Here is a 24,222-nt window from a genome sequence, read left to right as displayed (position 1 = left end):
CCGCTGGTTGAGCAGGTCGCGCAGCGACCGTGTCGAAACCAAGGAACCAAGTGCGATCCCTCAGGGGATCACCTGTTCGGAAATACTTATCCACACCGGTCTTGTAGCAGCCCCGAGTGTCGGTGGGTCCTGCTTGACTGGTACCCATGACCACCACCTCAGACCTCCGCTCCTCGACCAGCAGCCCGCTGGTCGAGGACCTGGACGCGTCCGGGATCCTCACCTCGATCAGGGCTGCCCGCGCCACCGAAGACGCCGCAGCAGCCCGACAGCTCGCCCTCGCCGCCGCCTGGGCCGACCTGCACCCACCCGAGTCCCTCCACGGTGCCGCGTCGTTCACCACTGCCGGCGGTCTGGGTCGTGAGCACGAGGAACCCATCGCCGGCCCGGGCTGCCCGCTGGTCGCGGAGTTCTGTGTCGCCGAGCTCGGTTCGGTCCTGGGGATCACGACGACCGCGGCGAAGAAGCTCATCGGCCACGCCCTCGAGCTCCGCCACCGACTTCCCAGGTTGTGGTCCCAGGTCCACACCGGTGCCGTCCCGGCGTGGCGGGCCCGGGCTGTTGCTGAGACCACCATCCACTGCTCTCCTTCATTGACCCTTGAGGCCGCGGGGTGGATCGACGCGCAGGTCGCCGCCGTCGCAGGCAAGATCGGCCCCGCGCAGCTCGACCGTTTGGTCACCGAAACGTTGAAACGGTTCGACCTCGCCGCACCCGACCCGGCAGCGGACCCCGAGGACGGGTGGCAGCACGTCGACCCCCGCCACGCCACCATCGACACCCACGACGTCCACTACGCCGGCACCCTCCACCTCGACGCCGACATCGACCTGGCCGACGGACTCGACCTCGACCGCGCCCTCGCCCACGGCGCAGCGGTCCAGAAAGCCCTCGGCTCCGACCTCTCACTCGACGCACGCAGGGCCAAGGCCCTCGGCGACCTCGCCCGCACCCAGACCGCGCTCGACCTGTTCTCCCAGGGCAACGCTGGGCCGGCCGGATCAACAGGGGACGGCCTTCCTGTCGCGCGGGAGGTCGTCCTCCACGCCCACTTCGACGCCCACCTCACCGCCGACGGACAGACCGTGTTCGGGCCCACCGGCCGCCTCGAGAACGGCCAACGCCTCGCGCTCCTCGACCAGCTCCGATCCTGGTGCACCGACACACGGACCAAGATCACGATCAAACCCGTCATCGACCTCACCCAGCACCTGACCGCACCCGGGTATGCGATCCCCGACCGGATCCGCGAGCACGTCCTCCTCCGCGACACGACGTGCGTGTTCCCGTGGTGCACCCGACCCGCACGAGGCTGCGACATCGACCACATCACCGCCTACGACCATCAAGCCGACACCGAACACAGGCCACAACCCGGGCCGACAGACACCCGCAACCTCGCGGCACTCTGTCGGTTCCACCACCGCCTCAAAACCCACACGGCCTGGCGCTACGAGATGACCGAACCCGGCATCTTCGTCTGGACCAGCCCCCACAGCCACCGCTTCGTCCGAGACCGAGACGGCAGCACCGCACTCGACCCACCCGAACCACCCGGCGTTCCACGACCCCGCCGACCATGACCCCGCCCCACACCCCGCCACCCACGGATGGCGGGGCGTAGGCATGTGCAGGTGCCGGCGTGTACGGCGCGCCTGATCGGATCGGCCCCTAGGCTGCCGCGCATGGGGGACATCGAAGAGACGGTCGAGCACTACAAGCACCTGTCCATCGGCGACGAGACGACGCTGGTGGTCCGCGGCGCGACGGTGGAGGAGGTCGTCCAGGCACTCGGCGGCGTGCCGCTCGACGACGTGCCCGAGGACGAGCTGGACGGCGACGAGCCGATCTGGGCGGCGTACGTGCTGTCTGCGATCGACGGTGGGGTGCTGGCGAGCGAGGACACCGGCTACGCGGACCCGCCGAACTCCGTGCTGGTGGCCCTGTCGCAGGGTGGACGGGCGGCCGCGGTGGTGCGGGACAACATCCAGGCGCACTGCCGGTTCGGCTACGCCCGCGACGGCGTCCTGCTGTTCGACGACGACGAGTTCAGGTTCCGCGAGGACCGCGACTCCGTCCCGGAGGAGATCCGCCCCCTGTTCGACCTGGCGTGGATGGACCTGACCCAGGACGACTCCGAGGCGCAGGAGGAGGACACGTCGGCCGTCAGCTTCGCGATGGCCGAGGTCGCCACCGGCATCCGCCTCACGTCCGCCGATGCAGCGCGCCACAGTGACGAGGGTGCGACCGTCGTCGCCGTCCGCCAGCTCCAGTACCCCCAGGACTGAGTCCGTCGGCCGATGCCCGCAGATCGCGCTGGGGCGAGGATACGACATTCCGTCCGGGCCATCATCCTGGCCGAGGACCACGAGGTCCTGCTGTGCCGCTTCAGCCTCCCCCATCCCGCCGTGCCCGCGGACTCGACGGTCGTGTGGGCGGCCCCCGGCGGCGGTGTCGAGCCCGGGGAGATGCTGCTGCAGGCGCTGCGTCGGGAGCTCCACGAGGAGACCGGGCTGGTCGTCGACGCCGATCCGCCGCACGTCTGGCACCAGGAGGTCGTCTCACCCGGGCTGGCCGAGGGCTACGACGGGATCGTCAACGACTACTTCCTCGTCCACACCGCCCGCTTCGATCCTCGCGGAGCGTTGTCCGACGACGACCTCGCCGCCGAGCTGATCAGCGGATGGCGGTGGTGGCGGCTCGCGGACATCGCGGCACACGACGGCCCTGACCTGTTCTCGCCGCGCGACCTTGCCGGCCCGCTTGCGGCGTTGATCGCCGGCGACGTCCCGTGCACCCCCGTCGCGCTCGGCCTGTGAGGTCCCAGCGAGGTACGACACCGTCGCGCTCGGCGTACCCGTGCCACGCCGGGTGACTGCCCGGCAAACAGCACATGTGGCGTACGCCAACGACCGCGACCTCCTCTTCCACCGCGTCGAACGCCCGTCGTAGGTTGGCAGGACCCCCTCTCGGAAGGTTCCGCCCATGCGTTCTCGGACCGCTCGCCTCACCCTGTCCGCCACCGCGGCCACCCTGGCCGCCGCCCTCGGTGCCACCACCCTCTCCACCCCGGCGAGCGCAGGCCCCGGGGACAGGAAGCCCGGCACGCACGGCCACCACCAGGCCACCGCAGTCCGCTTCGCGACCTTCAACGCCTCGCTCAACCGCGCCAGCTCCGGCGAGCTGGTGCGTGACCTGTCGACGCCGGACGACGCCCAGGCGGCCGCGGTCGCCGAGACGATCCAGCGCACCGATCCCGATGTGCTCCTGATCAACGAGTTCGACTACGTCGAGGGCGGGCAGGCCGCCGAGCTGTTCCGCGACAACTACCTCGAGGTCCCCCACAACGGCGCCCCACCGGTCGACTACCCCTACTACTACGTGGCGCCGGTCAACACCGGGGTGCCGAGCGGGCTGGACCTCGACAACGACGGCACCGTCGGTGGCGGCAACGACGCCTACGGCTTCGGCCTCTTCCCTGGGCAGTACGGCATGGCCGTCTACTCCAAGTACCCGATCGCGATCGACGACGTCCGCACGTTCCAGCGGTTCCTCTGGAAGGACATGCCCGGCGCGCTGCTGCCCGACGACCCGGCCACGGCGGCGCCCGCCGACTGGTACTCCCCCGCCGAGCTCGACGCCTTCCGCCTCTCCTCGAAGTCGCACTGGGACATCCCGATCGAGCTCCCCGGCCGCAAGCCCGTGCACTTCCTCGTCTCGCACCCGACGCCACCCACCTTCGACGGCACCGAGGACCGCAACGGCACCCGCAACCACGACGAGATCCGCCTGTGGGCCGACTACGTCAGCGGCGGCAGGGCCGCGGCGTACATCTACGACGACGCCGGGCAGCACGGCGGGCTCGGCCGCGGCCAGGACTTCGTGATCGCCGGCGACCAGAACGCCGACCCCGTGGACGGCGACTCCGTCGCCGCCGCGATCGACCAGCTGCTCCGCCACCCGCGCATCCAGGACCCGCACCCGACCTCGCCGGGCGCCGTGGAGCAGGCCCGCCTCCAGGGCGGCGCCAACCTGACCCACCGCGGACCGCACGCCGAGGACACCGCCGACTTCGCGGACGCCCTGCCCGCCGAGCCGGGCGATCCGGTCAACCCGGGGAACCTGCGGGTCGACTACGTCCTCCCCAGCGAGCGGCTCGCCCCGCTCGGCACGGGAGTCTTCTGGCCGCTCGCGGCCGACCCGTTGTTCCGCCTCGTCGGCATCTACCGGTTCCCGGCCAGTGACCACCGCCTGGTGTGGCTCGACGTGCGTACGTCACGGGCGCGGGGTCGCTGAGCGGCTTTGCGCAGGGGCTGTACGACGTTCACCTGACGTGCACCTCCCGTCCGCCCAACGGGCGACGTGGGTGACGAGAGTCGAGTCGACGTCCGCTCGACCCGACCACCCCGGAGATCGCACCCATGCCCCTCAGCCCGAGCACCACTCCCCGCCCGCTGCTTCCCATGGCCGGCCAGACGCACGGCAACCGCAGCGCGGTGACCTGCCACCTGCGTTGCGGCGACGCCTGCTTCGTCGCCGCGCCCAACAACACCGAGACGTCGTACTTCCGCGACGTCGCTGCCACCGCCCTCAGCCGCCGTTCGGTGGTCGGTGCCGGTCTGACCGCCGCCGCCATCGCCGCGGTCCCCGCCCTTCCCACGGCCGCCTCACCGGGCGGCAAGCCCGGCACGCCGGGCACGCCCGGCACGCCCGGTCGCTCGGGTCTTCCCTTCACCCCGATCGGCCCGACCGCCGTCACCGTCGACAACGTCACCGTGCCGGTCGGCTACCGCTGGGACGCGATCCTGCGCTGGGGCGACCCGATCCTGGCGGGTGCCCCGACCTTCGACCCGAACAACCAGACCCCGGCCGCCCAGGCCGGGCAGTTCGGCTACAACAACGACTACCTCGACATCATCGAGACCAACCGCGCCGGCACGAGCGCGCTTCTCGTGTGCAACCACGAGTACACCAACGAGGGCATCATGTTCCCTCCCGGCTCCGACCCCGAGACGGTCGTCCGCACGGTGTGGGCCGCGCACGGCATGTCCGTCGTCGAGCTCCGGCGCCGCAAGCGCGGCGACGCCTGGACGTACGTCCCGGGCGCGCGCCTCAACCGCCGGATCACCCTCGACACCGTCTTCGCCGTCGACGGCCCCGCCGCCGGCTCCGACCTGCTCAAGACCGCGGCGGACCCCACCGGTCGCAGCGTGCGCGGCACGATGAACAACTGCGCCGGCGGTACGACGCCGTGGGGCACGGTGCTGTCGGGCGAGGAGAACTTCAACCAGTACTTCCTCGCGACGGGCACCGACCCCCGCGAGGCCCGCTACGGGCTCTCCGCGACGCAGGACGCGCGCGGTTGGCGCTTCGTCGACCCGCGCTGGAACGCCACGACGCCCGACTACGCCAACGAGCCCCACCGCTTCGGCTGGATCGTCGAGGTCGACCCGACCGACCCCGGATCGACCCCGGTCAAGCACACCGCGATGGGCCGCTTCAAGCACGAGGGCGCCAACGTGATCGTCAACCGCGACGGGCACGTCGTGGCCTACATGGGCGACGACGAGCGCTTCGACTACGTCTACCGCTTCGTCTCCCGCGACACCCTGCGTCCCGGCAACAGCGCCAAGGCCCGCCGCCACAACCTCCAGCTCCTCAGCGAGGGCGACCTGTCGGTCGCCAGGTTCACCGGCGACGGCCTCGGCGACGGGGTCAGCGACGGCACCGGCGAGTGGCTCCCGCTCACCCGCGGCGGCCAGTCGATGGTCCCGGGCTTCACCATCGAGGAGGTCCTGGTGTTCACGCGGCTCGCTGCCGACGCGGTGCAGCCCACCAAGATGGACCGCCCGGAGGACGTCGAGCCGAGCCTGCGCAGCGGCCGCATCTACGTCGCCTGCACCAACAACGCCGACCGCGGCAAGGTCGGCAAGGAAGGGCCGACCGAGCCGAACCCGCGCAACCTCAACAAGGACGGCCACGTCGTCGAGATGATCCCGTCCGGCGGCGACCACACGGCGGCCACCTTCGAGTGGAACCTGTTCCTCATCTGCGGCGACGCCGCCTCCGCCGGCACCTACTTCGGCGGCTGGACCGGACCGGTGTCGCCCATCTCGTGCCCCGACAACGTCGCCTTCGACAGCGAGGGCAACCTGTGGGTCTCCACCGACGGCCAGCCGAGCGCCATCAAGGTCAGTGACGGCCTGTTCAAGGTGCCGGTCGAGGGCCCCGAGCGCGGCCACGTCCAGCAGTTCCTGGCCGTGCCGTCCGGCGCCGAGACCTGCGGCCCGGTCATCCACGACCGCGACAGCTCGGTCTTCGTCGCCGTCCAGCACCCGGGCGAGGACGGCACGTGGGCGGCTCCGCAGTCCCGCTTCCCGGACTTCGTCCCCGCAGCGGGTACGCCCGCGGCCGGCCAGTTCGCCGGCCCGCGACCCACGGTGGTGCAGGTGACCCGCAGCAGGTGAGCCAGAGCGGCTGAGGTCCGGACCGTCAGGGTGGACCGACCCGCGCCAGGCGCGCGCGGAGCCGGTCCACCTCGTCCTCGAGGTCGAGCACCCGGGCGATCCCGGCGAGGTTGAGGCCCTCGGCGAGGAGGTCGCGGATCCGCTCGAGCCGGGCCACGTCGTCCGCGCTGTAGAGGCGCGTCCCGCCCTCCGTACGGTCCGGGCGCAGCAGTCCACGCCGCTCGTAGACGCGCAGGTTCTGGATCTCCATCGAGACCATGGCGGCCGCCACCGAGATGGCGAAGACGCCTCGCTCGCTGGCGCTCATGGGCCTCTCCTCCGCTCTCGAAAATTCCTACTGGTCGGGACTTGAACTCCCGTGATTCGCTGACTATAAGTTACCTGTAACCACCAATACAGGTCGTGGACCACTGGTCCACCCGGCTGACTCCAGGAGGAGACGATGTTGCTTCGCACTGCTGACCCGTTCCGTGACCTCGACCGCCTGACCCAGCAGCTGCTCGGCACGACCAACCGCCCCACGGTGATGCCGATGGACGCGTGGCGCGAGGGTGACCGCTTCGTCATCGAGTTCGACCTGCCCGGCGTCGCGCCGGACAGCATCGACCTCGACGTCGAGCGCAACGTGCTCACCGTGCGTGCCGAGCGTGTGGCGCGCAACGGTGACTGGGAGTCCCTGGCCGCCGAGCGGCCGAAGGGCGCCTTCAGCCGCCAGCTCGTCCTCGGCGACAACCTCGACCTCGACCACATCGAGGCGGGCTACGTCGACGGGGTGCTGCGGCTCACCGTGCCGGTCGCCGAGAAGGCGAAGCCCCGCAAGATCGAGATCGCCCAGGGCGGTCGGTCGTCGAGGTCCGGCGCACCTGCTCAGCTGAGCAGCTGAGCCCCCTGGGGGCGCGGCCCTTGCGCAGTGTGCCGCGCCCCCACTCCTCGGACGGGCGCCCTACGATCGGTGCCATGTCCCGGCCCCTGGCGACCACTGGCGCGGTCGCCGTCCTGTCAGTGGGGCTGCTGGCCCTCGCGGTCACCCAGGGGTGGCTCGGCCCGGACGTCGGCCGCGGCGCCAACTTCTGCGAGCAGGCCCTCACCGGTCTCGTCCGGCAGCCCGCCAACACCCTCTCCAACGCGGGCTTCGTCGTCGCCGGGCTGCTGGTCGCCGCCCGCGCCGGACGTCCTCACGGCACCGACCGCGTCATGTCGACGGCCGTCGCCACCTTCTATGCGTGCGTCGTCGTCCTGCTCGGCCCCGCGTCGGCGGCCATGCACGCCACCCAGACGGAGTGGGGTGGCCACCTCGACATGCTGAGCATGTACCTCATCGCCTCGTTCGCCGCCGCGTGGTCCTGGGTGCGCTGGACCCGCCGGGGCACCCGTGCCTTCGTCACGGCGTACGTCGTGGGCGTGGCGGCCTGCGAGCTCGTGGGTCTGTGGCCCGATCCGGTCCCTGTTGTGAACTACGCCGGCAACCTGGCCTTCGGCGTGCTGCTGGTCGTGGCGGTCGTGCTCGAGACGCGGCTGTGGCGGCGTGGCGAGACGGTGATCGTCTTCCGCCACGGCGTCATCGCGCTCGCTGCGATGCTCGTCGCCTTCACCATCTGGCTGCTCAGCAACGCCGGTTGGTGCGACCCGACGTCCATCTGGCAGGGCCACGCCGCGTGGCACCTGCTGTGCGCGGTGGCGGCCTACTGGCTCTTCCGACTCTACGAGTCCGAGCGTCAGGCGTAGTCCTTCGCCACGTAGCGGCCGTCGGGGGTGACCGGGTTGTCCTCGTTGATGGCCACGACGTTCTCCCCGGGCTCGGGCAGCTGCACCGGCCGGTGGTCGAGGTGCACGCCGGCGATCATGCAGCGCACGGAGCCGCCCGCCAGCTCGATCGTCGGGATCTCGACGGCGAGGATCTCGCACGACTCCTCGATCGCCGCGACCTGCTCGGGACGCAGCGAGCGCTTGGCCCGGGCGGACATGGTCATCAGGTAGCGGCGCTTGCCGTCCGGCGTACGTCCGCACAGCTCCACGGCGTTGCCGGCGAACTCGCGGATCTGCTCCTCGGTCAGCTCGATGATCGTGCGGCCCGTGACGGCGAGCCGCTCACGGACCTGCTCGCGCCGGACCTCGTCGGGAATCATCTCGAGGGCGATCATCGCGACGTGCGTGCCGACGCAGGCGATCACGTTGGTGTGGTAGACCGGCACGCCGTCGGCGTCGACGGCGTCGAACGCCATCGGCTCGTAGGTGAAGTCGGTGCAGAAGCGCTCCAGCACGGCCGTGTCGGCCCGGTGGCTGCGCGCGGTGTAGGCGACGCGCGAGATGTGGTCGAGGACCATGGCACCGGTGCCCTCGAGGAAGATGCCGTCGGGCTCGAGGCCGGAGTAGTCGACGATCGCCTGGACGCGGTACTCCGACTTGAGCATCTCCAGCACGTCCGTGCGTCGCTCGTGGCGGCGGTTGGAGGCGTACATCGGGTAGACCGCGACGGCTCCGCCGGCGTGGGTGGAGAGCCAGTTGTTGGGGAAGACGCTGTCGGGGCGGGTGTGGTCGACGTCGTCGAAGACGTGGACCCGTACGCCGGCCTCCCGCAGGGCGGCGGCGAGCGCATCCATCTCGGCCAGCGCCATCGCCGAGGTCGCCTCGTCGGTCTGGCCGGCCGGGGCGTCGGCCTGGAACGCGTTGTCGGCCGCGGTCGCCGGGTTGGGGACGAAGCTGGTCGCGCGGATCAGGATGACTGCGGAGGGGGCTTGAGCACTCACGGGAGGAGGCTAGGGCACCGGCCGCCCAGTCAGAAGCCGACGGCGGCAGCCATCCACCCGGCCACGTCGGCCGGATCGTGGCTGACCGCGGATTCGTAGCAGGTCAGCTCGGTCTCGACCCAGCCCGGCACGTCGGCGTCGCGCCACAGCCCGGACGGGACGATGCCGCGCTCCTCGGTGAAGGCGACGACCCTCTCGTTGACCTCGTCGGCCGTCCCGGGGGCGTAGGCCAGGAAGGTGGCGATGTGCGGCACCGCAGGGAAGGTCCGGATCCCGTGCTCGTGCAGCGCCGCCGCGAGCTCGATCGCCCATGCGCGGCAGTCGCCGAACGTGTCCCGGTGCTCGCGCAGTCCCATCAGCCCGCCGACCGCGGCGGTCGTCATGGAGAAGATCGTGCCGCCCATCCGCGCCCGCCACGAGCGCAGCTCGCCGGCGAGGTCCTCGGGGCAGACCACGAGCGCGCCGCTGGTGCCGCCGAGACCCTTGTAGAGCGAGACGTACATCGAGTCGAAGAGGTCCGCCGCCTCGGCCAGGGTGCGGTCCCAGTGGGGCACGGACTCCCAGATGCGCGCGCCGTCGGCGTGCAGCGGTACGCCGCGCTCCCGGGCCGCCGCCGACAGCTCGGTCAGCTCGTCCCAGGTCGGCAGCAGGCAGCCGGCGTCACGCAGGGGCAGCTCGACCATCGCAGCGCCGAGCCGTCCACCGACCCGGGCAAGCGCGCCGGCCGTCGGCGTCTCGCGCCCGGTGGTCAGCCACTCGAGCTCGAGGCCCAGCACGCGCCGGGGTCCGTCCTGCTCGTAGCGGAGGAGGTGCGACATGTCGGGCAGGGCGACGCGTCGCGAGCCGGAGCGGTCGCACCACGCGCGCAGCGTGGCCTGTTGCGCCATCACGCCGCTGGGGAACATCACCGCGGCGGGCTTGCCGAGCAGGTCGGCGACTTCTGTCTCGAGCTGCTCGACCGCCCCGCGCTCGCCGTAGCGGTCCCACTCGATGTCGTGCTCCTCGGCGAACGCCGCGAGCGCGGCGAACATCGCCGAGGGTGTCGACGGCGCGCGCCAGAAGATCGACTCCGCCGACGCCTGTGCCGCGCGGAACCGGGCGGGGAGGTCGCTCACGACCTCAGGCCTGGCGCTTGAACCAGTACGTCGTCTCGGCGCCGGGGATCACCTGCACGAGCTCCCAGCCGTTGACGCCGAGCGTCGAGAGGAGGTCCTCCCACGACTCGGTGCCCTCGACGAGCGCCTCGGGGTCGGCGTTGTAGCCGCCGACCTCCACGTCGCCCTGGTCGTTGACGGTGATCTCGAGGTGCGCCCATGAAGCCATGCCGCGATCCTGCCACGCCACAGGGCGGGCCGGTCAACCGCGTTCAGCCCCAGCAGGCGGCCCACGAGCCGCGATCGGCCTTCCGGGCGCCGCGCTCGGCCTTGCGGTAGGCCTCGGCGCGCTGGAGCGGGTCGTCGTTGAAGATGAACACCCGCGCACGCCCCGACGTGAGCTGCGCCAGGCCGACGTCGTCGCCGGAACGGTGGACGTAGCGCAACAACCGGCCGTAGCGGTCCCGGTTCCCCTGCGTCGGGTCGGAGACGAGGACGATCCTCGATCCCACCGGGGTGAGCGTCGCCAGCGCTGCGGTGGCCTCCTGGCCGCCGCACTGCATCTCGGGGTACACCTCGGGGGTGTCGATGCCGAGGATGCGGACGTCCTTCTCGCTCCCGTTCGCCAGCCTCACCTTGAGGGTGTCGCCGTCGGTGACGCGTACGACGACCGCACGGGTGCGGTCCGCCTCGGGTGCGCCGATCAGGTCGGACACCTGCGCCGGCAGCGCGTTCAGGTCGACCACCTTCGGGACCGCGAGGAGCACCGCGGCGACCAGGACGAGCAGGGCGAGGCGGCGCATGCCCCCAGACTGACGCGTCGAGCCGACCGGCGGGTGCATTTCACCCGAAAAGAGCCGCGTCAGCCGCCGAGCCGCCACTCGTGCAGGACGCGGCAGTGGTCCGTCTCCCACCACGCGAGCTGGAGCCGGTCGAGCACGCAGTCGGCCGGCACCACGTCGGTGAGCAGGGCGGCGGTCGAGGCGAGGTCGACCTCGTCCGACGCGGCATCGACGGTCAGGTGGGGTTGCACGTCGTCGCCGAACTCACCTCCGTACGGCGGCCAGTCGGGGAAGGCGGCCACCAGCCGGGCGGTCAGGTCACGGAGGCGGTCGGCGGGGTCCGGGACGAGGTGGATGATCCCGTGGGGGAACTGCGCGAGGCGCTCCAGCCGCACCCGGATCGGTGTCGTGCCGGCTGCCAGCGCGGCGATCGATGCCAGGACGGCCGTCGACGGCGCCGGGTCGAACGGGCCGAGCGCCGTGATGTGGGCGTGGCCGAAGCGCGGGTCGGTCGAGACGAATCCCATGTCGTAGTGGGCGGTGCGGGTGCGCACCCACTCCTCGAGCGCGGGCACCGGCAGCTGGAGGACGGAGTGGCCGGGCACGCGCCCAGACTGGCAGGCTGGCGCACGACATGGACCAGACACCCCGCATCGCCCCGCCCTCCCCCGAGATCGCCGCCCTCGCGCAGGAGCGCGTCGCCGGCCTCGCGACGCCACCGGGGGCGCTGGGCCGGATCGGCGAGGTGGGCGCCTGGCTCGCCGCGGTCCAGGGCGAGGTGCCGCCGCGTCCGCTGACCGACGTACGCCTCGTCGTCTTCGCCGGCGACCACGGTGTCGCCGCCCACGGCGTCTCGGCCTACCCGGCCGCGGTGACCGAGGCGATGGTGCGCACCATCGTCGCCGGTCGCGCCGGCGTCTCGGCCCTCGCCCGCGAGCACGGCGTTGCGGTGACGGTCCTCGACGTCGCGGTCGACGCCGACCTGGCCGACCTGCCCGCCGAGGTCACGGCGCGCAAGGTGCGTCGCGGCTCGGGCGCCATCCACCTCGCCGACGCGCTCACCCGAGACGAGGCCGAACGCTCCCTGGTCCTCGGCGCCGAGGTGGCGTGGGGATGCGTCCACGACGGCGCCCAGCTGCTGATGACGGGTGACCTCGGCATCGGCAACACGACTCCCGCTGCCGCGCTGGTCGCAGCGACGCTGGGCCTGCCGGCCGACGAGGTCACCGGACGCGGCACCGGGATCGACGACGACGGCTGGACCCGCAAGCGTGACGTGATCGCCCAGGCACTCGTACGCGTCGAGGGCCGCACCGGGGATCCCGTCGACGTCCTTGCCGCACTCGGCAGCGCCGACCTCGCGGCCGCCACCGGGTTCCTCGTCGAGGCAGCGACCCTGCGCGTGCCGGTCGTCCTCGACGGGCTCATGTCGCTCGCCTGCGCGGTGGTGGCCGAGTCGATCGCTCCGGGCGCCAGTGCCTGGTGGGTCGCCGGCCACCGCTCGACCGAGCCCGCCCAGGCCCACGCACTCAAGTCCCTCGGCCTCGAACCGTTGCTCGACCTCGGCATGCGACTCGGCGAGGGATCCGGAGCAGTGGCCGCGCTGCCGGTGCTGCGCTCGGGGATCGCGGTGCTGCGCGACGTGGCGCTGCTGTCCGAGATCCTGCCGCCGTCGTGATCCTGCACGACGCCTGGCTGCTCGCCACCGGCACCCTCACCGCCGTACGCGTCCCGCCTCCCACCCGCGTCGACCGCTCCGTCGCGGGGTTGGCGATGGTCCTCGCACCGCTGGCCGTGCTCCCGCTCGCCGTCGTCGCGGCGGTGGTGGTGCTGGTCGGTGACCGGATCGGGCTGCCCCCGCTCGCGACGGCGTACGTCGTGGTGCTGGCGCTCGCGCTCGGCACCCGCGCGCTGCACTGGGACGGCCTCGCGGACACCGCCGACGGACTCACCGCGTCCTACTCCGCCGAGCGCTCGCTCGAGGTGATGCGCACCGGCCCGGTCGGTCCGGCCGGCGTCGTCGCCGTCGTGCTGGTCACCGGGCTGCAAGCCGCCGGCCTGGCCGCAGTCGTCCGCCACGAGCACGCGTGGTGGGTCGTGGCGCTCCTGGTCTGCGCCTCGCGTGCCTGCCTCGCGCTCGCCTGCGTGCGCGGCGTCCCGTCGGCGCGCCCCGACGGGCTGGGCGCGAGCTTCATCGGGGCCGTGCCCGTGGTGGGTGCGGCGGCGGCGCTGCTGGTGGCCGCCGTGGCGGTCGCCTTCGCCGGACGGGCGCTGGGGTCGGCGTGGCCGACCACCATCGGTCTCGTCGTGATGGTGGCCGTCGTACTTGCGCTACTGGTCCGCTGCGTACGACGCCTCGGCGGGATCACCGGTGACGTGCTGGGCGCGGCCGTGGAGATCTCCTTCGCCGCACTGGTGTTGGCTGCGGCGACCGTCTGACGTCGAGGCGCGTGGGGCTACTCCCCCGTGGCACCGTCGATGTGTTCGCGGAGGAGATCGGCGTGGCCGTTGTGGCGTGCGTACTCCTCGATCATGTGGAGGTAGATCCAGCGCAGCGTGTGCTCCTCGCCGGACACCGCTTCGCTCAGGTCGCGCCCTTGCACGGCGGCGCGCGAGCGCTCGACACTCGCGTGGTAGCTGGCCAGATCGTCGGTGGCACGATCCGCGCTGACCTCCCCGAAGCCGTCCGTGGAGCCCGGGACGTAGTTCCAGAAGAACATGTGGTCGGGCTGGCCGTCGTAGGAGTGGAACCAGGCCTCCACCCCGGACAGGTGCCGGACCAGGCCGAGCAGCGACAGGTTCGAGGGCGGCACCGATTGCTGCACCAGCTGCTCGGGGGTGAGGCCGCCGCACTTCAGCAGCAGCGTGGTGCGCTGGTAGTCCAGCCGGTCATCGAGGGCGGCGCGCTCGTCAACGGGGCTGCTCGCTGGCTCGGGTCGCGCGGGCGTGATCCAGGTGGGCACTGGGCGACGGTATCCGCCGGCAGGCGCCGCTCGTCGGCAGATGTGGTCCGTCTCCTGCCTCAGGCCTCCCTCACATCGTCCTGGATCCGGTCGTGGACCTCCCAGACGTGGACCCAGCTCGGGTGCTGCGCAACGAACTCGTCCACGTCCGCGTTGCTCATGTGTCCCTGCACGACCTCGTCGGTGTCCACCTCGACGATGCACCAGAGCTCCGGCGCGTCGGTGGAGGTGTCATCCGGATCGATCTGCTGGTCGTAGATCGTCCTTCCTTCGCTTCTCAGCTCGGCAAGCCGCGCCTCGAACCGTTTCTGGATCTCCGCCTGCATCTGGTCCCGCGACATCTCCTGCACCCCTTGATCATGGCGTGGGACCGGCCGAGCTGTCACCGGTGTGCGGCGCGCTCATCGCGGCACATCAGGACGTCAGGCTGGGTCCAGCAATGTGCTCCCGAGGCCGCCTCCCTCGAGCGCATTCACCGGCCGGCCGACGCCATCTCGTCCACGTCGCTGGCTCCGGCGTGGGACGCCCTGAGGCTCAGCGCGAGCGCCGGGATCATCACCGTCGCTGCGACGAGGTGCAGCACGACGAGCGCGACGCTGGTGGAGGCCGATGCCCCGACCAGCCACGGCGGGACGAGCGACACCGCGGTCAGGGCGACAGTCGTACGCACGAAGTGCTCGCGCGGCCTGGAGCTCCACCGCGCCAGGGCAGCAGCGATGACCACCCCGACGACCGAGAGGACCCCGGTCACGAACGCGATCCCCGACAGCGGGATCGTCTCGCCACCGTCAGGCACCTCGAGCTCGACACCGAGCCCCGTCACGAGCGCTGCAACCGCTGTCGTGACGACCACCGCCGCGAGCGTCGCGAGCAGGCTGGTCCGCGCCACGCCCAGGGCCCGCCGCGTCATGCCGACTCCCCGGCCGACAGGAACTCCGGAAGGCCGAGCAGCGGGAACTGGTCGCGGTCGAAGATCGTGACCTCGGTGATCTGGCCACCACTGATCCGCAGCACGTCGATCGTGATCGGGACGTACGCGCCGGCCCGCTCGTCCCAGATGTAGTAGGCCAGGGCTGGCTGACGGTTCACCGCGGTGGCGACCGCACGCAGGCCGGCCATCTCCGGGTAGCCGCCCGCCACCCAGTCGGCGATGACAGCATCGCGGCCCACGATCAGACCCTGCGTGGGCGGCATCGCGAAGCGCACGTCGTCGCGGAGCATGGTGGCGATCGTGTCGACGTCGGCGGCCTCGCTGGCCGCGGTGAAGCGGCGTACGAGCTCACGGTTGTCGGCGTCGTCCTCGCGCCCGGTCCAGTCCTGGCGTTCGGCGGGCAGGTGCTCGCGCATGCCGGCGCGGGCTCGCTGGAGCGCGCTGTTGACGGAGTTCACCGAGTCGCCGAGGAGGTCGGCGACGTCCTTCGCCGGCCAGCCGAGCACGTCGCGCAGGATGAGCACGGCCCGCGGCCGCGGCGCGAGGTGCTGGACCGCGACCAGGTAGGCCAGCTCGATCGTCTCCCGGGAGACAGCGAGCGCCTCCGGCTCGTCCCCGTCGACCGCAGGCAGCTCGTCGAGCAGCCGGTCGGGGTAGGGCTGGAGCCACATCACTTCTCCCCCGGTGGCCGGCTCGGGTCGGCGCTTGTCGAGGAGGTCGAGGCAGGCGTTGGTGGCGATCCGGTAGAGCCACGCGCGGAAGGTCGACCGGCCCTCGAAGGTCTCCCGCCGCCGCCAGGCACGCAGGAACGTCTCCTGCACCGTGTCCTCGGCGTCCTCGAACGACCCGAGCATCCGGTAGCAGTGCACGTGCAGCTCCCGCCTGTGGCGCTCCGCCACCCCCGAGAACGTCGCCTCGTCCATCGCGTCGAGCTCGCTCACGTCCCGCTCCTCCAGCCGCGTCACCGCAGTCATCGCACCCATCCTCCAGCCTCGTCGTGTCCTGTCGTAGGTAAGACGGGCGTGGGGGTGAGAACTCATCACTGTCGCCTCTGGGAGGATCATCGCCATGCGGATCCTGGTCACCGGCGGCGTACGGTCCGGCAAGTCGACCCACGCCGAGGCGCTGATCGGTGACGAGGCAGCCACGTACGTCGCCGCCGGCCCGACGACCGACGCGGAGTCCGATCCCGACTGGAGCGCCCGCATCGCCGCCCACCGTGCGCGCCGGCCGGCGTCGTGGTCGACCGTGGAGACCCACGACCTGGCTCAGGCAGTCCGCGAGGCCGAGCAGCCGATGCTGATCGACTGCCTGGGCACCTGGCTCACGGCGGTGATCGACGACGCAGGTGCGTGGGAGCAGGACGCCGACGTCGTCCACGGGCTGGTGATCGCCCGCGCCGACGAGGTCGTCACCGCTGTTCGCGGGTGCGAGCACCACGTCGTCGTCGTGACCAACGAGGTCGGCCTCGGCGTCGTTCCGGAGCACCGCTCGGGCCGTCTCTTCCGCGACCTCCTCGGCACGGTCAACCAGCGGATCGCCGCCGCCTGCGACGAGGTGCACCTCGTGATCGCCGGGCGCGTGCTGCGGCTGTGAACCGGAAGCCCGACCTGGTCGACCGCCCTGCGGACGGACCGTCGCCGACGGCGTGGTGTGCGCTCAGGCGACCAGACCGGTGAGGAACGGCACGGCGTCGGTGGCCGGTGGGAGGTCGACCAGCGCCGCTGCGATCGCGCGCGCTCCGGCGGCGTAGGAAGGATCCCCCAGGAGACGCGGAACGTGTGCCGCTGCGGATGCCACTGATCCCGGCCCCTTCTCGACCGTGATCCCGGCGCCCACCGCCGCGACGTGCTGGCCGTTGACGACCTGGTCGAAGGTGAAGAGCGGCACGACGACCTGCGGGACACCAGCAGCCAGCGCGCCCATGGTCGTACCGAACCCGCCGTGGCCGAGCATCACAGCCGCGTGCTCGAGCACGGCATCCTGTGGACACCACTGCTCCACCCGGGCGTTCGGCGGCACCGGCTCGAGGGCGGCGGGGTCGACCTTGCGCCCCACGGTCATCAGGACCCGCGCCCTGACGTCGGCAAGCGCATCCAGCGCCTCGCGGAAGACGCCGGCGAACGGAGGCAACGAGCCGGTGACCGATCCGAAGGTGGCGTAGACCAGGGGTGCCTCCGGGTCGCCCCAGGCGGGGAGCCGGTAGTCGCTGACGGGCTGCGTCGGCTCGCTGAAGCGCAGGAAGCGGTCACCGTCCGCCACCTCCGTACCGCTCGCGCGGTCGAGCACCTCCGGCACGAGGCTGAGGATCGCCTCGGAGGCAATCGCCGCCCGCATCCGACCGTCAGGGACACCGGCCAGTCCACCCAGCTCGTCCAACGGATCGACGATGGCGGCCGCAAACCGGGAGACGACCTCGTGCATGCCGATGCAGACGTGCACGTGGGGCACTCCTGCGCGCTCGGCGGCAGCGAGGGAGGCGAGCTCGGCTGACTCACGCACCACCAGATCGGGACGCCAGCGTTCCATCGTCGCCGTGAGCGAGGGGAGCGCGGCCTGCGCGTCGATCCGGGCGAACACCTCGCGAATGACGACGTCATCGGCCTCGTCGAACGCCAGCGTCGGCAGTCTGGCCATGACGGGGCCGATCAGCTCGGGCGGTGCATCGGCAAACGGTTCGTGGACGAATCCTGCCCCCACCACTGCGCCGGCGAACGACGCAGGAGCGGCGACCCTCACCTCGTGTCCCGACCCCGCCAGTGCACGCGCGAACGGCAACAGCGGTCCGAAATGACCGACATTGGCCGTCGTCGCACACAGCACGCGCACTCACCGAGGCTCCCACCATGCCCTCGTCACGGCAAGGCCGGTGGAGCGTCGCCGAGCCCCGGTCGCCTACCCCGGGACTGCACCGACGCCCCAGTGGCTCAGCGAGCCGCGGGCGTGTAGATCAGCTTCTTGTTGACGAACTCGTCGATGCCGTAGGCGCCGAGCTCGCGGCCGACCCCGGAGCGCTTCGTCCCGCCGAACGGGAGGTCGGCGAACGAGCCCTGGGCGCTGTTGATCCAGACCATGCCGGTGTCGAGCCGGTCGGCGACCTGCTGCGCCTTCTCGGTGTCGGCGCTCCAGACCACGCCGCCCAGGCCGAAGGCCGAGTCGTTGGCCAGCGCGACGGCCTCCTCGACATCGGCCACCCGGTAGACGACGGCCGCAGGGCCGAAGAGCTCCTCGCGGAATGCGCGCATGTCGGGAGTGACGTCGGTCAGCACGGTGGCCTCGACGAAGGCGCCCGGGCGGTCGACGCGCTTGCCACCGGTGCGCACGGTCGCGCCCTTCGCCACGGCGTCGTCGAGCTGCTCGAGGAGGTTCTGCGCAGCGCCCTCGGAGGAGAGCGGACCGAATCCGGTCCCGTCCTCGAACGGGTCACCGGGCGCGAGCTTCGCCATGGCTGCGGTGAAGTGCTCGACGAAGTCGTCGTAGAGCTCGTCCACGATGATCATCCGCTTCGCGCCGTTGCAGGCCTGGCCGGCGTTGCCCATCCTGCCCCGGACGGCGGACTTGACCGCGGCGCCGAGGTCGTCGGCGTCGAGCAGGATGAACGGGTCGGACCCACCCAGCTCGAGGACGACCTTCTTGAGGTGGCGACCCGCCACCTCGGCGACGGCCGAGCCGGCCCGCTCGGAGCCGGTCACCGAGACGCCCACCACGCGGGGGTCGGCGATGATGTCGGCCGACTGCTCGTTGGTGGCGAAGAGGTTGATGTAGGCGTCGGCAGGCAGCCCGGCGTCGGCGAAGATCTGGTCGATCGCGAGCGCCGACTCGGGGCACTGCGGGGCGTGCTTGAGCAGGATCGTGTTGCCGATCATCAGGTTGGGCGCGGCGAACCTGGCCACCTGGTAGTAGGGGAAGTTCCACGGCATGATCCCGAGCAGCGGACCGACCGGCTCCTTGCGGACCAGCGCGCTGCCGCCCATCGCCGGGTCGAGCGGGGTGTCGGCGAGCAGGCCGGGCCCCTGGTCGGCGTAGTAGCGGAAGATCGAGGCGACGAGGGTGAGCTCGCCCTTGCCCTCCCGCAGCGGCTTGCCCATCTCGCGGGCGATGATCGCGGCCAGCTCGTCGGCCCGCTCGTCGTAGAGGTCGGCGACGCGGTGCAGCACGGCTGCACGCTCGTCCTTGCTGGTGGTGCGCCACTGGCCGTAGGCCGCGTGGGTGCGCGCCAACGCGTCCTGCACCTCGGCATCGGTGGCCGTCGGGTACTCCTTCTCGACCTCGCCGGTGGACGGGTTGACGACCTGGTAGTCACTCATGGTTCGACCGTACGCGCGGGTGCTGCGCACACAAGGGTCGGCGGTCGTCAGACACATCACGTGACGTCGAGGCACTCTCATGGGCGTCGCGACGGCACCGCATCGGCACCCTTTGGGGTGGAACGTTCCGGTTCTGCCACGACAGTCGGGCAACCCGCTTATGGTCGCGGCATCGGCTCCGCCAGGGCGTCGTCATCGTCGTGAGGACCGTGCCTTGTCGCGCTCAGCCATCTCCTTGTTCCGTCGTGCCAGCGGCATGCTCGTGACGCTCGCGCTGGTCGTCGCCGGCCTCGTCGCCGGCCTCGTCGCCGTGGCTCCGGCAGCCTCGGCAGCGCCGACCTGCGGTGCCACCACGTGCTCGATCAGCTATGGCCTCACCCGCTCGTTGCAGACCTTCACGGTCCCGGCCGACGTGACCTCCGTGACGGCGACCGTGACCGGCGCGTCCGGCGGCGGTGCCTACAGCGGCAAGGGTGGACAGACGACGGCGACGCTCGGCGTGACCCCGGGACAGAACCTGTCGGTCCTCGTGGGAGCCGGCGGTGGTTACACCGGTGACGGCGTGTACGCCCGGTCGTACGGCGGAGGTGGCGGCGTCGACCCCAGCGCGTTGTACTCCTCGACCGGTGGCGGCGGCTCGTTCGTCTTCAACGCCGGCGGGGGCCTGCTGCTCGCCGCCGGCGGCGGCGGCGGCTCGCAGGGTCCCCCCACCTCGCCACTGGCCCCCAACCGTGCCGGCGGCGACGGCAACGGTGCCGCGACCCCCAGCAACGACGGCAACGGCCGCACGGGCCGCACCGACAACACCTTTGCAAGCATGGCCCCCGCCTACGGCGGCACGCAGACTGCCGGCGGGACCGGCGGACGGTCGATGGCGAACAGCACGACCGCTCACGGCACCGGGAGCAACGGCACCGGACCCGCCAGCGGTGGTGCCCCCGGCAACGGCGGCGACGGGGCCATCGGAGGAAGCTCCCCCGGCGGCAACGGCGGTGGCGGAGGCGGCGGCTACTACGGCGGTGGAGGCGGTGGCTACATCATGGGCGCCGGCGGTGGCTCGGGCTTCGCAGCGGCGTCCGCCACGGATGTCAGCTCGGCGGCCGGCGTCAACACCGGCGACGGCTCGATCACCTTCACCTGGACCAACTCCGTGCCCACCACGACCTCGCTGTCGGCGTCTCCCGCATCGGGCGCGGTCGATGGCAACAGCGTGACCCTCACGGCGACCGTCACCTCGGGCAGCGGTACGCCGACCGGCACCGTCACCTTCAGGGACGGGTCCGCGACGATCTCCGGCTGTGGTGCGGTCACCGTGTCCGGCGGCACCGCGACCTGTGTGACGTTCTTCGCTGCGGGAACGCGCTCGCTCACCGCCGCCTACGTCGGCGCGGGCCTCTTCGCGACGTCGACGGGCACTATCGGGTCCTACTCAGTGGCGTCGCTTCCGCAGGTGACGACGAGCTCTCTGGCCAACGGCACTGTCGGCAGCGCGTACTCCGTCGCACTCGCAGCCGCAGGGGGCTCCGGCGCTCCCTACACGTTCTCCCTGCAGTCCGGCTCGCTGCCAGCGGGACTCAGCCTGTCCGGCCAGACGATCACAGGGACGCCGACCACGGCCGGCACCGCCGTTGCGTTCACGATCAAGGTGACCGACAGCGCGTCCAACACCGGCACCCGCGCGCTGAGCCTGCAGATCGGGAAGGCCGCCCAGGCGGTGGCGTTCACGCTGTCCCCGGGCACCGCGGTCGTCGACACCACCTACACGATCACCGAGATCACTCCCGGCGGCGGCACCCAGCCGGTCGTCTTCAACGGCAACGCGGTCTGCTCGGTCAGTGGGACGACCGTCACCTTCGACCACGCCGGGTCCTGCAGCGTCACCGCGACGCAGGCCGGCGACGCCAACCACACGGCCGCTGCACCCCTCACCCACACCGTCGCCGTCGGCCGGGCCGCACAGGCAATCGCCTTCACCTCGACCGCCCCCACCTCTGCCACCGTCGACGGTGACACGTACACGGTGACGGCCACCGGCGGCCCGTCCGGCCAGCCGGTCACCTTCACCGCCGGTGCGGGCTGCTCAGTCACCACCACCACGTCCCCCACGCTCGGCGAGCACGCGGCCACGGTCTCCTTCAGCAACGCCGGGACGTGCGTGGTCACGGCCGACCAGGAGGGCAGCAGCGACTACTCCGCGGCAGCAGCACGCACGCAGCAGGTCGCAGTCGGCAAGGGCGCGCAGGCGGTCAACTTCGAGTCGCCACCTCCGTCCGACGCCCGTGTGGACGGCAGCTATGACGTGGCCACGAGCGGCGGTGGCTCCGGTCGCCCGGTCACGCTCGGGATCGCGCCGACGAGCGCTGACGTGTGCTCGATCGTCGGCACCACGGTCACCTTCGACCACGCCGGCACGTGTGTCGTCACCGCCGACCAGGACGGCAACGCCGACTACGACGCCGCGCCGCAGAACGAGCAGAGCATCGCGGTCGGCAAGGCCGCCCAGGACGTCGCCATCAGCAGTGCCGCGCCCGCGTCGGCGAAGGTCGACGGCAGCTACGACGTGGACGCCACCGGCAACACGTTGTCCGGCGTGCCGGTCACGATCACGGTGACGAGCCACCCCGCGACCGCTTGCTCCCTCGCGAACGACACCGTCGCGTTCGCGCATGTCGGCACCTGCACCGTCACCGCGACGCAGCCGGGCAACGCCGACTACACCGCCGGCACGGCCCAGCAGGTCATCACCATCGGCCAGGCAACCGGGACGGTCTCCTTCAGCTCCACCGCGCCCGGCGCGGCGAAGGTCGGCGGCAGCTACGTCCCCGCGATCACTGCCGGGCCCGGATCGGGTACGCCCGTGCTCGTCGCCGATGGCGGGGCCGCGGCGTCCTGCGTCCTGGCCGACGACGCCACGACGGTGGAGCTCCAGCACCCGGGCAGCTGCACCGTGACGGTGTCGCAGCTCGGCGGAGCCGACTACACCGACGCGACGACCGAGCAGTTCTTCTCGGTCGCGAAGGGGACGCAGGCTGTCGCCTTCACCCTCGACCCGAGCTCGCCGACCGTCGGCGGGACCTACGACATCCCGTCCACGACCAAGGGATCGGGCACCGCGCCCCTCGTGCTCACCGGCAACGACAGCTGCACGGTCGACGGCACCTCGGTCACGTTCGTGCACGCGGACACCTGCACCGTCACCGCGACCCAGGCCGGTGACGACGACTGGGCGAGCGCCACACCCGTCAGCCACAGCGTCGAGGTCGCCAAGCGCGAGCAGGAGCTCCTCGTCACCTCCGACACCCCTTCGACCGGCGTCGTCGACGGCACTCACACCTTGACCGTCACTGGCGGGAGGTCCTCCGAGCCGATCGAGATCGTCCTCGGCACAGGTGGGCTCGACCCCGCGTGCACCGGTGAGGTCGACACGTCCGCGCCCGACGGCGTACAGCGGGCGACCGTCCCGATCACCTTCACCCGCGTGGGTTCGTGCACCGTGGCCATCACACAGGACGGCGACGATGACCACACCACTGCGGCCTCGTCGGCCTTCAGCATCGCGGTGCTCGGCAAGGCGACCACCACCACGCTGTCGCTGTCGTCGGCGGCCATCGTGCACGGCCAGCCAGCCACGGCAACGGCGACCGTGGGCGGCGCGAGCACGGGAACAGTGACGTTCTCGCTCGACGGCACGCCCTTCGCCCGCACCGAGCTGGCCGACAGCGCGGCCACCACCGTGGCCCTGCCGGGCGCCCTGATGGACGTCGGAAGCCACGCCGTGGCCGCGACCTTCGCACCCGCGAACCCGAACACCTGGGCCGCTTCCGCCACCGCGGCGGACTCGACGATCGCCGTCACCCCCGCCAGGACCTCGGTCAGCGTGAAGGTCGGCGCCACGTCGCTGGTGGCGACGGTGACGGTGCAGGCACCGAGCACCGACGTCGCGACCGGTTCGGTCACCTTCTACGTCGGTGGCGAGCCGGTCGGCACGGCCGACATCGTCGACGGCGTGGCCACGCTGGCCTACGTGCTGCCTCCTGGTGACTCGAAGGCGGTCTCGGCCGTCTACTCCGGGCGTTCGGGCGGCACCGGTGCCAGCGAGGTCGATGCCTCGTCAGGTTCCACCGCTCGCAGCAACCCGACGGTCACGGCCGTGGCCAGCAGCAGCACGGCCATCACGCCCTTCGGGTGGTACTCCCAGCCGGTCACGGTGCAGTTCGTGTGCTCCGGGGGCGACGGAGCGGTCACCTGCCCGGGGCCCGAGGTCGTCACCCGCAACGGCATCACGACCGTCACCGCCACCGTCGTTGCCAGCGATGGCGGTGCGACCACGGCGAGCACCACGGTGAAGCTCGACCAGACCCCGCCGACCGTCGCGATCAAGGGCGTCGTCGACGGCAGCGTCTACGCAGGCACCCTCCCGAAGATCGGGTGCGAGGCCGATGACCGGATGTCGGGCATCGCCGAGTGCACGCTGATGCGGACCACGCGCGGGGACAAGGTGACCTACACCGCGGTGGCCGTCGACCGGGCCGGCAACGCCACGCAGGCAACCGCCACGGTCGGCCGATCGCCGGTGCTCATCACCGGCGCCAAGCACCGGGACGGCGTCCCCGTGGTCAAGGCGGGTCGCCGGTACACGCTCGTCTTCACCGGCACCCTGCGTCCGACCTACGTCAACGCCAAGCCGTTTCCGGGCAAGCCCCGCACCGACGGCCGCCGCTTCGTCAAGGTCGGCAAGAACCGTTGGGCGCTGGGCGTCGTCTTCACGAAGGATCGCCGCGGCCACAAGCTGTGGAACTTCGGCGTCACGGTGGGGAAGAAGACGTCGGTGGTGACCGTGCAGGTCACCCGGTAGGACGCACGGACCCGGGTGGCCCAGCCGCCACGTCGACGAGCCGGGCGCCCTGTTCCCCTGCGCGGTCCGCTCCCGG

The 24,222-nt window shown here is 71.7% G+C and carries 23 protein-coding genes; 11 read left to right on the top strand and 12 right to left on the bottom strand.

Features of this window, described 5'->3' with window-relative positions:
• The first annotated feature begins 146 nt into the window (after positions 1-146).
• The 5 genes from BM127_RS16645 (at position 147) to BM127_RS16625 (ending at position 6,467) form a co-directional block, all read left to right on the top strand.
• Positions 147-1,583, top strand: coding sequence for an HNH endonuclease signature motif containing protein (locus BM127_RS16645; RefSeq protein WP_091200315.1), 1,437 nt, complete (start codon positions 147-149; stop codon positions 1,581-1,583).
• A gap of 102 nt (positions 1,584-1,685) precedes the next feature.
• Positions 1,686-2,288 (top strand): DUF6461 domain-containing protein, encoded by a 603-nt coding sequence (locus BM127_RS16640; RefSeq protein WP_091200313.1) that lies wholly within the window; start codon positions 1,686-1,688, stop codon positions 2,286-2,288.
• A 12-nt stretch (positions 2,289-2,300) separates the two neighbouring features.
• The gene (locus BM127_RS16635; protein WP_091200311.1) at positions 2,301-2,819 is read left to right on the top strand and encodes an NUDIX hydrolase; all 519 of its coding nucleotides are present in this window, start codon (positions 2,301-2,303) and stop codon (positions 2,817-2,819) included.
• Positions 2,820-2,985: 166 nt separating this feature from the next.
• A complete protein-coding gene (locus tag BM127_RS16630; RefSeq protein WP_091200309.1) occupies positions 2,986-4,296 on the top strand; it encodes an endonuclease/exonuclease/phosphatase family protein in 1,311 nt (436 codons plus the stop codon).
• A gap of 125 nt (positions 4,297-4,421) precedes the next feature.
• Positions 4,422-6,467, top strand: coding sequence for a PhoX family protein (locus BM127_RS16625; protein ID WP_091200307.1), 2,046 nt, complete (start codon positions 4,422-4,424; stop codon positions 6,465-6,467).
• 25 nt (positions 6,468-6,492) lie between these two features.
• Here the strand turns inward: BM127_RS16625 and BM127_RS16620 are convergent, their stop codons facing one another.
• A complete protein-coding gene (locus BM127_RS16620) occupies positions 6,493-6,774 on the bottom strand; it encodes a MerR family transcriptional regulator (protein ID WP_091200305.1) in 282 nt (93 codons plus the stop codon).
• Between the two features lie 135 nt (positions 6,775-6,909).
• Between BM127_RS16620 and BM127_RS16615 the strand changes: the two genes are divergently transcribed.
• Both BM127_RS16615 and BM127_RS16610 read left to right on the top strand, forming a co-directional pair.
• Positions 6,910-7,350: an Hsp20/alpha crystallin family protein gene (locus BM127_RS16615; protein ID WP_091200303.1), complete on the top strand. Its 441-nt coding sequence runs from the start codon at positions 6,910-6,912 to the stop codon at positions 7,348-7,350.
• A 74-nt stretch (positions 7,351-7,424) separates the two neighbouring features.
• The gene (locus BM127_RS16610; protein ID WP_091200301.1) at positions 7,425-8,192 is read left to right on the top strand and encodes a ceramidase domain-containing protein; all 768 of its coding nucleotides are present in this window, start codon (positions 7,425-7,427) and stop codon (positions 8,190-8,192) included.
• Here the strand turns inward: BM127_RS16610 and ctlX are convergent.
• Genes ctlX through BM127_RS16585 form a run of 5 tightly spaced genes read right to left on the bottom strand, consistent with a single transcriptional unit; the run spans position 8,183 to position 11,695 of the window.
• On the bottom strand, positions 8,183-9,214 hold the full coding sequence (ctlX, locus tag BM127_RS16605; protein ID WP_091200299.1) for a citrulline utilization hydrolase CtlX: 1,032 nt from the start codon (positions 9,212-9,214) through the stop codon (positions 8,183-8,185). The genes BM127_RS16610 and ctlX overlap by 10 nt on opposite strands.
• A 29-nt stretch (positions 9,215-9,243) precedes the next feature.
• The gene (locus tag BM127_RS16600) at positions 9,244-10,329 is read right to left on the bottom strand and encodes a threonine aldolase family protein (RefSeq protein WP_091200298.1); all 1,086 of its coding nucleotides are present in this window, start codon (positions 10,327-10,329) and stop codon (positions 9,244-9,246) included.
• A gap of 4 nt (positions 10,330-10,333) precedes the next feature.
• A complete protein-coding gene (locus BM127_RS16595) occupies positions 10,334-10,537 on the bottom strand; it encodes a hypothetical protein (RefSeq protein WP_091200295.1) in 204 nt (67 codons plus the stop codon).
• Positions 10,538-10,580: 43 nt separating this feature from the next.
• Positions 10,581-11,111, bottom strand: a complete 531-nt coding sequence (locus tag BM127_RS16590) for a thermonuclease family protein (RefSeq protein WP_157829588.1) — start codon at positions 11,109-11,111, stop codon at positions 10,581-10,583.
• 59 nt (positions 11,112-11,170) lie between these two features.
• The gene (locus BM127_RS16585) at positions 11,171-11,695 is read right to left on the bottom strand and encodes a 2'-5' RNA ligase family protein (RefSeq protein ID WP_231263239.1); all 525 of its coding nucleotides are present in this window, start codon (positions 11,693-11,695) and stop codon (positions 11,171-11,173) included.
• A gap of 29 nt (positions 11,696-11,724) precedes the next feature.
• Between BM127_RS16585 and cobT the strand changes: the two genes are divergently transcribed.
• Positions 11,725-12,768 (top strand): nicotinate-nucleotide--dimethylbenzimidazole phosphoribosyltransferase, encoded by a 1,044-nt coding sequence (gene cobT / locus BM127_RS16580; RefSeq protein WP_091200291.1) that lies wholly within the window; start codon positions 11,725-11,727, stop codon positions 12,766-12,768.
• Entirely contained in the window at positions 12,765-13,529 is a 765-nt protein-coding gene (locus BM127_RS16575) for an adenosylcobinamide-GDP ribazoletransferase (RefSeq protein WP_231263238.1), read from the top strand. The genes cobT and BM127_RS16575 overlap by 4 nt, the downstream gene beginning before the upstream one ends.
• Before the next feature lie 17 nt (positions 13,530-13,546).
• Here BM127_RS16575 and BM127_RS16570 read toward each other — a convergent pair whose 3' ends face one another.
• The 4 genes from BM127_RS16570 to BM127_RS16555 all read right to left on the bottom strand — a co-directional run bounded on the left by BM127_RS16570 (position 13,547) and on the right by BM127_RS16555 (position 15,958).
• Positions 13,547-14,053, bottom strand: coding sequence for a DinB family protein (locus BM127_RS16570; RefSeq protein WP_175507431.1), 507 nt, complete (start codon positions 14,051-14,053; stop codon positions 13,547-13,549).
• Positions 14,054-14,112: 59 nt separating this feature from the next.
• Positions 14,113-14,403: a hypothetical protein gene (locus tag BM127_RS16565; RefSeq protein ID WP_091200288.1), complete on the bottom strand. Its 291-nt coding sequence runs from the start codon at positions 14,401-14,403 to the stop codon at positions 14,113-14,115.
• 122 nt (positions 14,404-14,525) lie between these two features.
• The gene (locus tag BM127_RS16560; RefSeq protein WP_091200286.1) at positions 14,526-14,963 is read right to left on the bottom strand and encodes a DUF6069 family protein; all 438 of its coding nucleotides are present in this window, start codon (positions 14,961-14,963) and stop codon (positions 14,526-14,528) included.
• A complete protein-coding gene (locus BM127_RS16555) occupies positions 14,960-15,958 on the bottom strand; it encodes an RNA polymerase subunit sigma-70 (RefSeq protein ID WP_091200485.1) in 999 nt (332 codons plus the stop codon). Before BM127_RS16555 ends, BM127_RS16560 begins: the two co-directional genes overlap by 4 nt.
• 94 nt (positions 15,959-16,052) lie before the next feature.
• On the opposite strand from BM127_RS16555, the gene cobU reads away from it, so the two are divergent.
• A complete protein-coding gene (gene cobU / locus BM127_RS16550) occupies positions 16,053-16,580 on the top strand; it encodes a bifunctional adenosylcobinamide kinase/adenosylcobinamide-phosphate guanylyltransferase (RefSeq protein ID WP_091200284.1) in 528 nt (175 codons plus the stop codon).
• Between the two features lie 63 nt (positions 16,581-16,643).
• Here the strand turns inward: cobU and BM127_RS16545 are convergent, their stop codons facing one another.
• Together BM127_RS16545 and BM127_RS16540 are read right to left on the bottom strand one after the other, a co-directional pair.
• A complete protein-coding gene (locus BM127_RS16545; protein WP_338061340.1) occupies positions 16,644-17,807 on the bottom strand; it encodes a glycosyltransferase in 1,164 nt (387 codons plus the stop codon).
• A gap of 104 nt (positions 17,808-17,911) precedes the next feature.
• Positions 17,912-19,291 carry an NAD-dependent succinate-semialdehyde dehydrogenase gene (locus BM127_RS16540; protein ID WP_091200281.1) on the bottom strand — a complete coding sequence of 460 codons (1,380 nt, stop codon included), beginning with the start codon at positions 19,289-19,291 and terminating at the stop codon, positions 17,912-17,914.
• A 214-nt stretch (positions 19,292-19,505) separates the two neighbouring features.
• On the opposite strand from BM127_RS16540, the gene BM127_RS16535 reads away from it, so the two are divergent.
• Positions 19,506-24,146, top strand: coding sequence for a beta strand repeat-containing protein (locus BM127_RS16535; protein WP_157829589.1), 4,641 nt, complete (start codon positions 19,506-19,508; stop codon positions 24,144-24,146).
• The last annotated feature ends 76 nt before the right edge of the window (positions 24,147-24,222 follow it).

Origin of the sequence: Nocardioides alpinus (genome assembly GCF_900112035.1) — a bacterium.
GTDB classification, from domain to species: Bacteria; Actinomycetota; Actinomycetes; order Propionibacteriales; family Nocardioidaceae; genus Nocardioides; species Nocardioides alpinus.
The sequence above is the reverse complement of the archived record's forward strand: the minus strand, read 5'-3'. Positions and strand labels throughout refer to the sequence as shown.

Coding starts and splice junctions, on each gene's coding strand:
- BM127_RS16595 (WP_091200295.1), bottom strand. CDS start 10,537: ATGGCTTCATGGGCGCACCTCGAGATCACCGTCAACGACCAGGGCGAC.
- BM127_RS16635 (WP_091200311.1), top strand. CDS start 2,301: ATGCCCGCAGATCGCGCTGGGGCGAGGATACGACATTCCGTCCGGGCC.
- BM127_RS16560 (WP_091200286.1), bottom strand. CDS start 14,963: ATGACGCGGCGGGCCCTGGGCGTGGCGCGGACCAGCCTGCTCGCGACG.
- BM127_RS16540 (WP_091200281.1), bottom strand. CDS start 19,291: ATGAGTGACTACCAGGTCGTCAACCCGTCCACCGGCGAGGTCGAGAAG.
- cobT (WP_091200291.1), top strand. CDS start 11,725: ATGGACCAGACACCCCGCATCGCCCCGCCCTCCCCCGAGATCGCCGCC.
- cobU (WP_091200284.1), top strand. CDS start 16,053: ATGCGGATCCTGGTCACCGGCGGCGTACGGTCCGGCAAGTCGACCCAC.
- BM127_RS16645 (WP_091200315.1), top strand. CDS start 147: ATGACCACCACCTCAGACCTCCGCTCCTCGACCAGCAGCCCGCTGGTC.
- BM127_RS16615 (WP_091200303.1), top strand. CDS start 6,910: ATGTTGCTTCGCACTGCTGACCCGTTCCGTGACCTCGACCGCCTGACC.
- BM127_RS16625 (WP_091200307.1), top strand. CDS start 4,422: ATGCCCCTCAGCCCGAGCACCACTCCCCGCCCGCTGCTTCCCATGGCC.
- BM127_RS16590 (WP_157829588.1), bottom strand. CDS start 11,111: ATGCGCCGCCTCGCCCTGCTCGTCCTGGTCGCCGCGGTGCTCCTCGCG.
- BM127_RS16620 (WP_091200305.1), bottom strand. CDS start 6,774: ATGAGCGCCAGCGAGCGAGGCGTCTTCGCCATCTCGGTGGCGGCCGCC.
- BM127_RS16640 (WP_091200313.1), top strand. CDS start 1,686: ATGGGGGACATCGAAGAGACGGTCGAGCACTACAAGCACCTGTCCATC.
- BM127_RS16555 (WP_091200485.1), bottom strand. CDS start 15,958: ATGACTGCGGTGACGCGGCTGGAGGAGCGGGACGTGAGCGAGCTCGAC.
- BM127_RS16610 (WP_091200301.1), top strand. CDS start 7,425: ATGTCCCGGCCCCTGGCGACCACTGGCGCGGTCGCCGTCCTGTCAGTG.
- BM127_RS16630 (WP_091200309.1), top strand. CDS start 2,986: ATGCGTTCTCGGACCGCTCGCCTCACCCTGTCCGCCACCGCGGCCACC.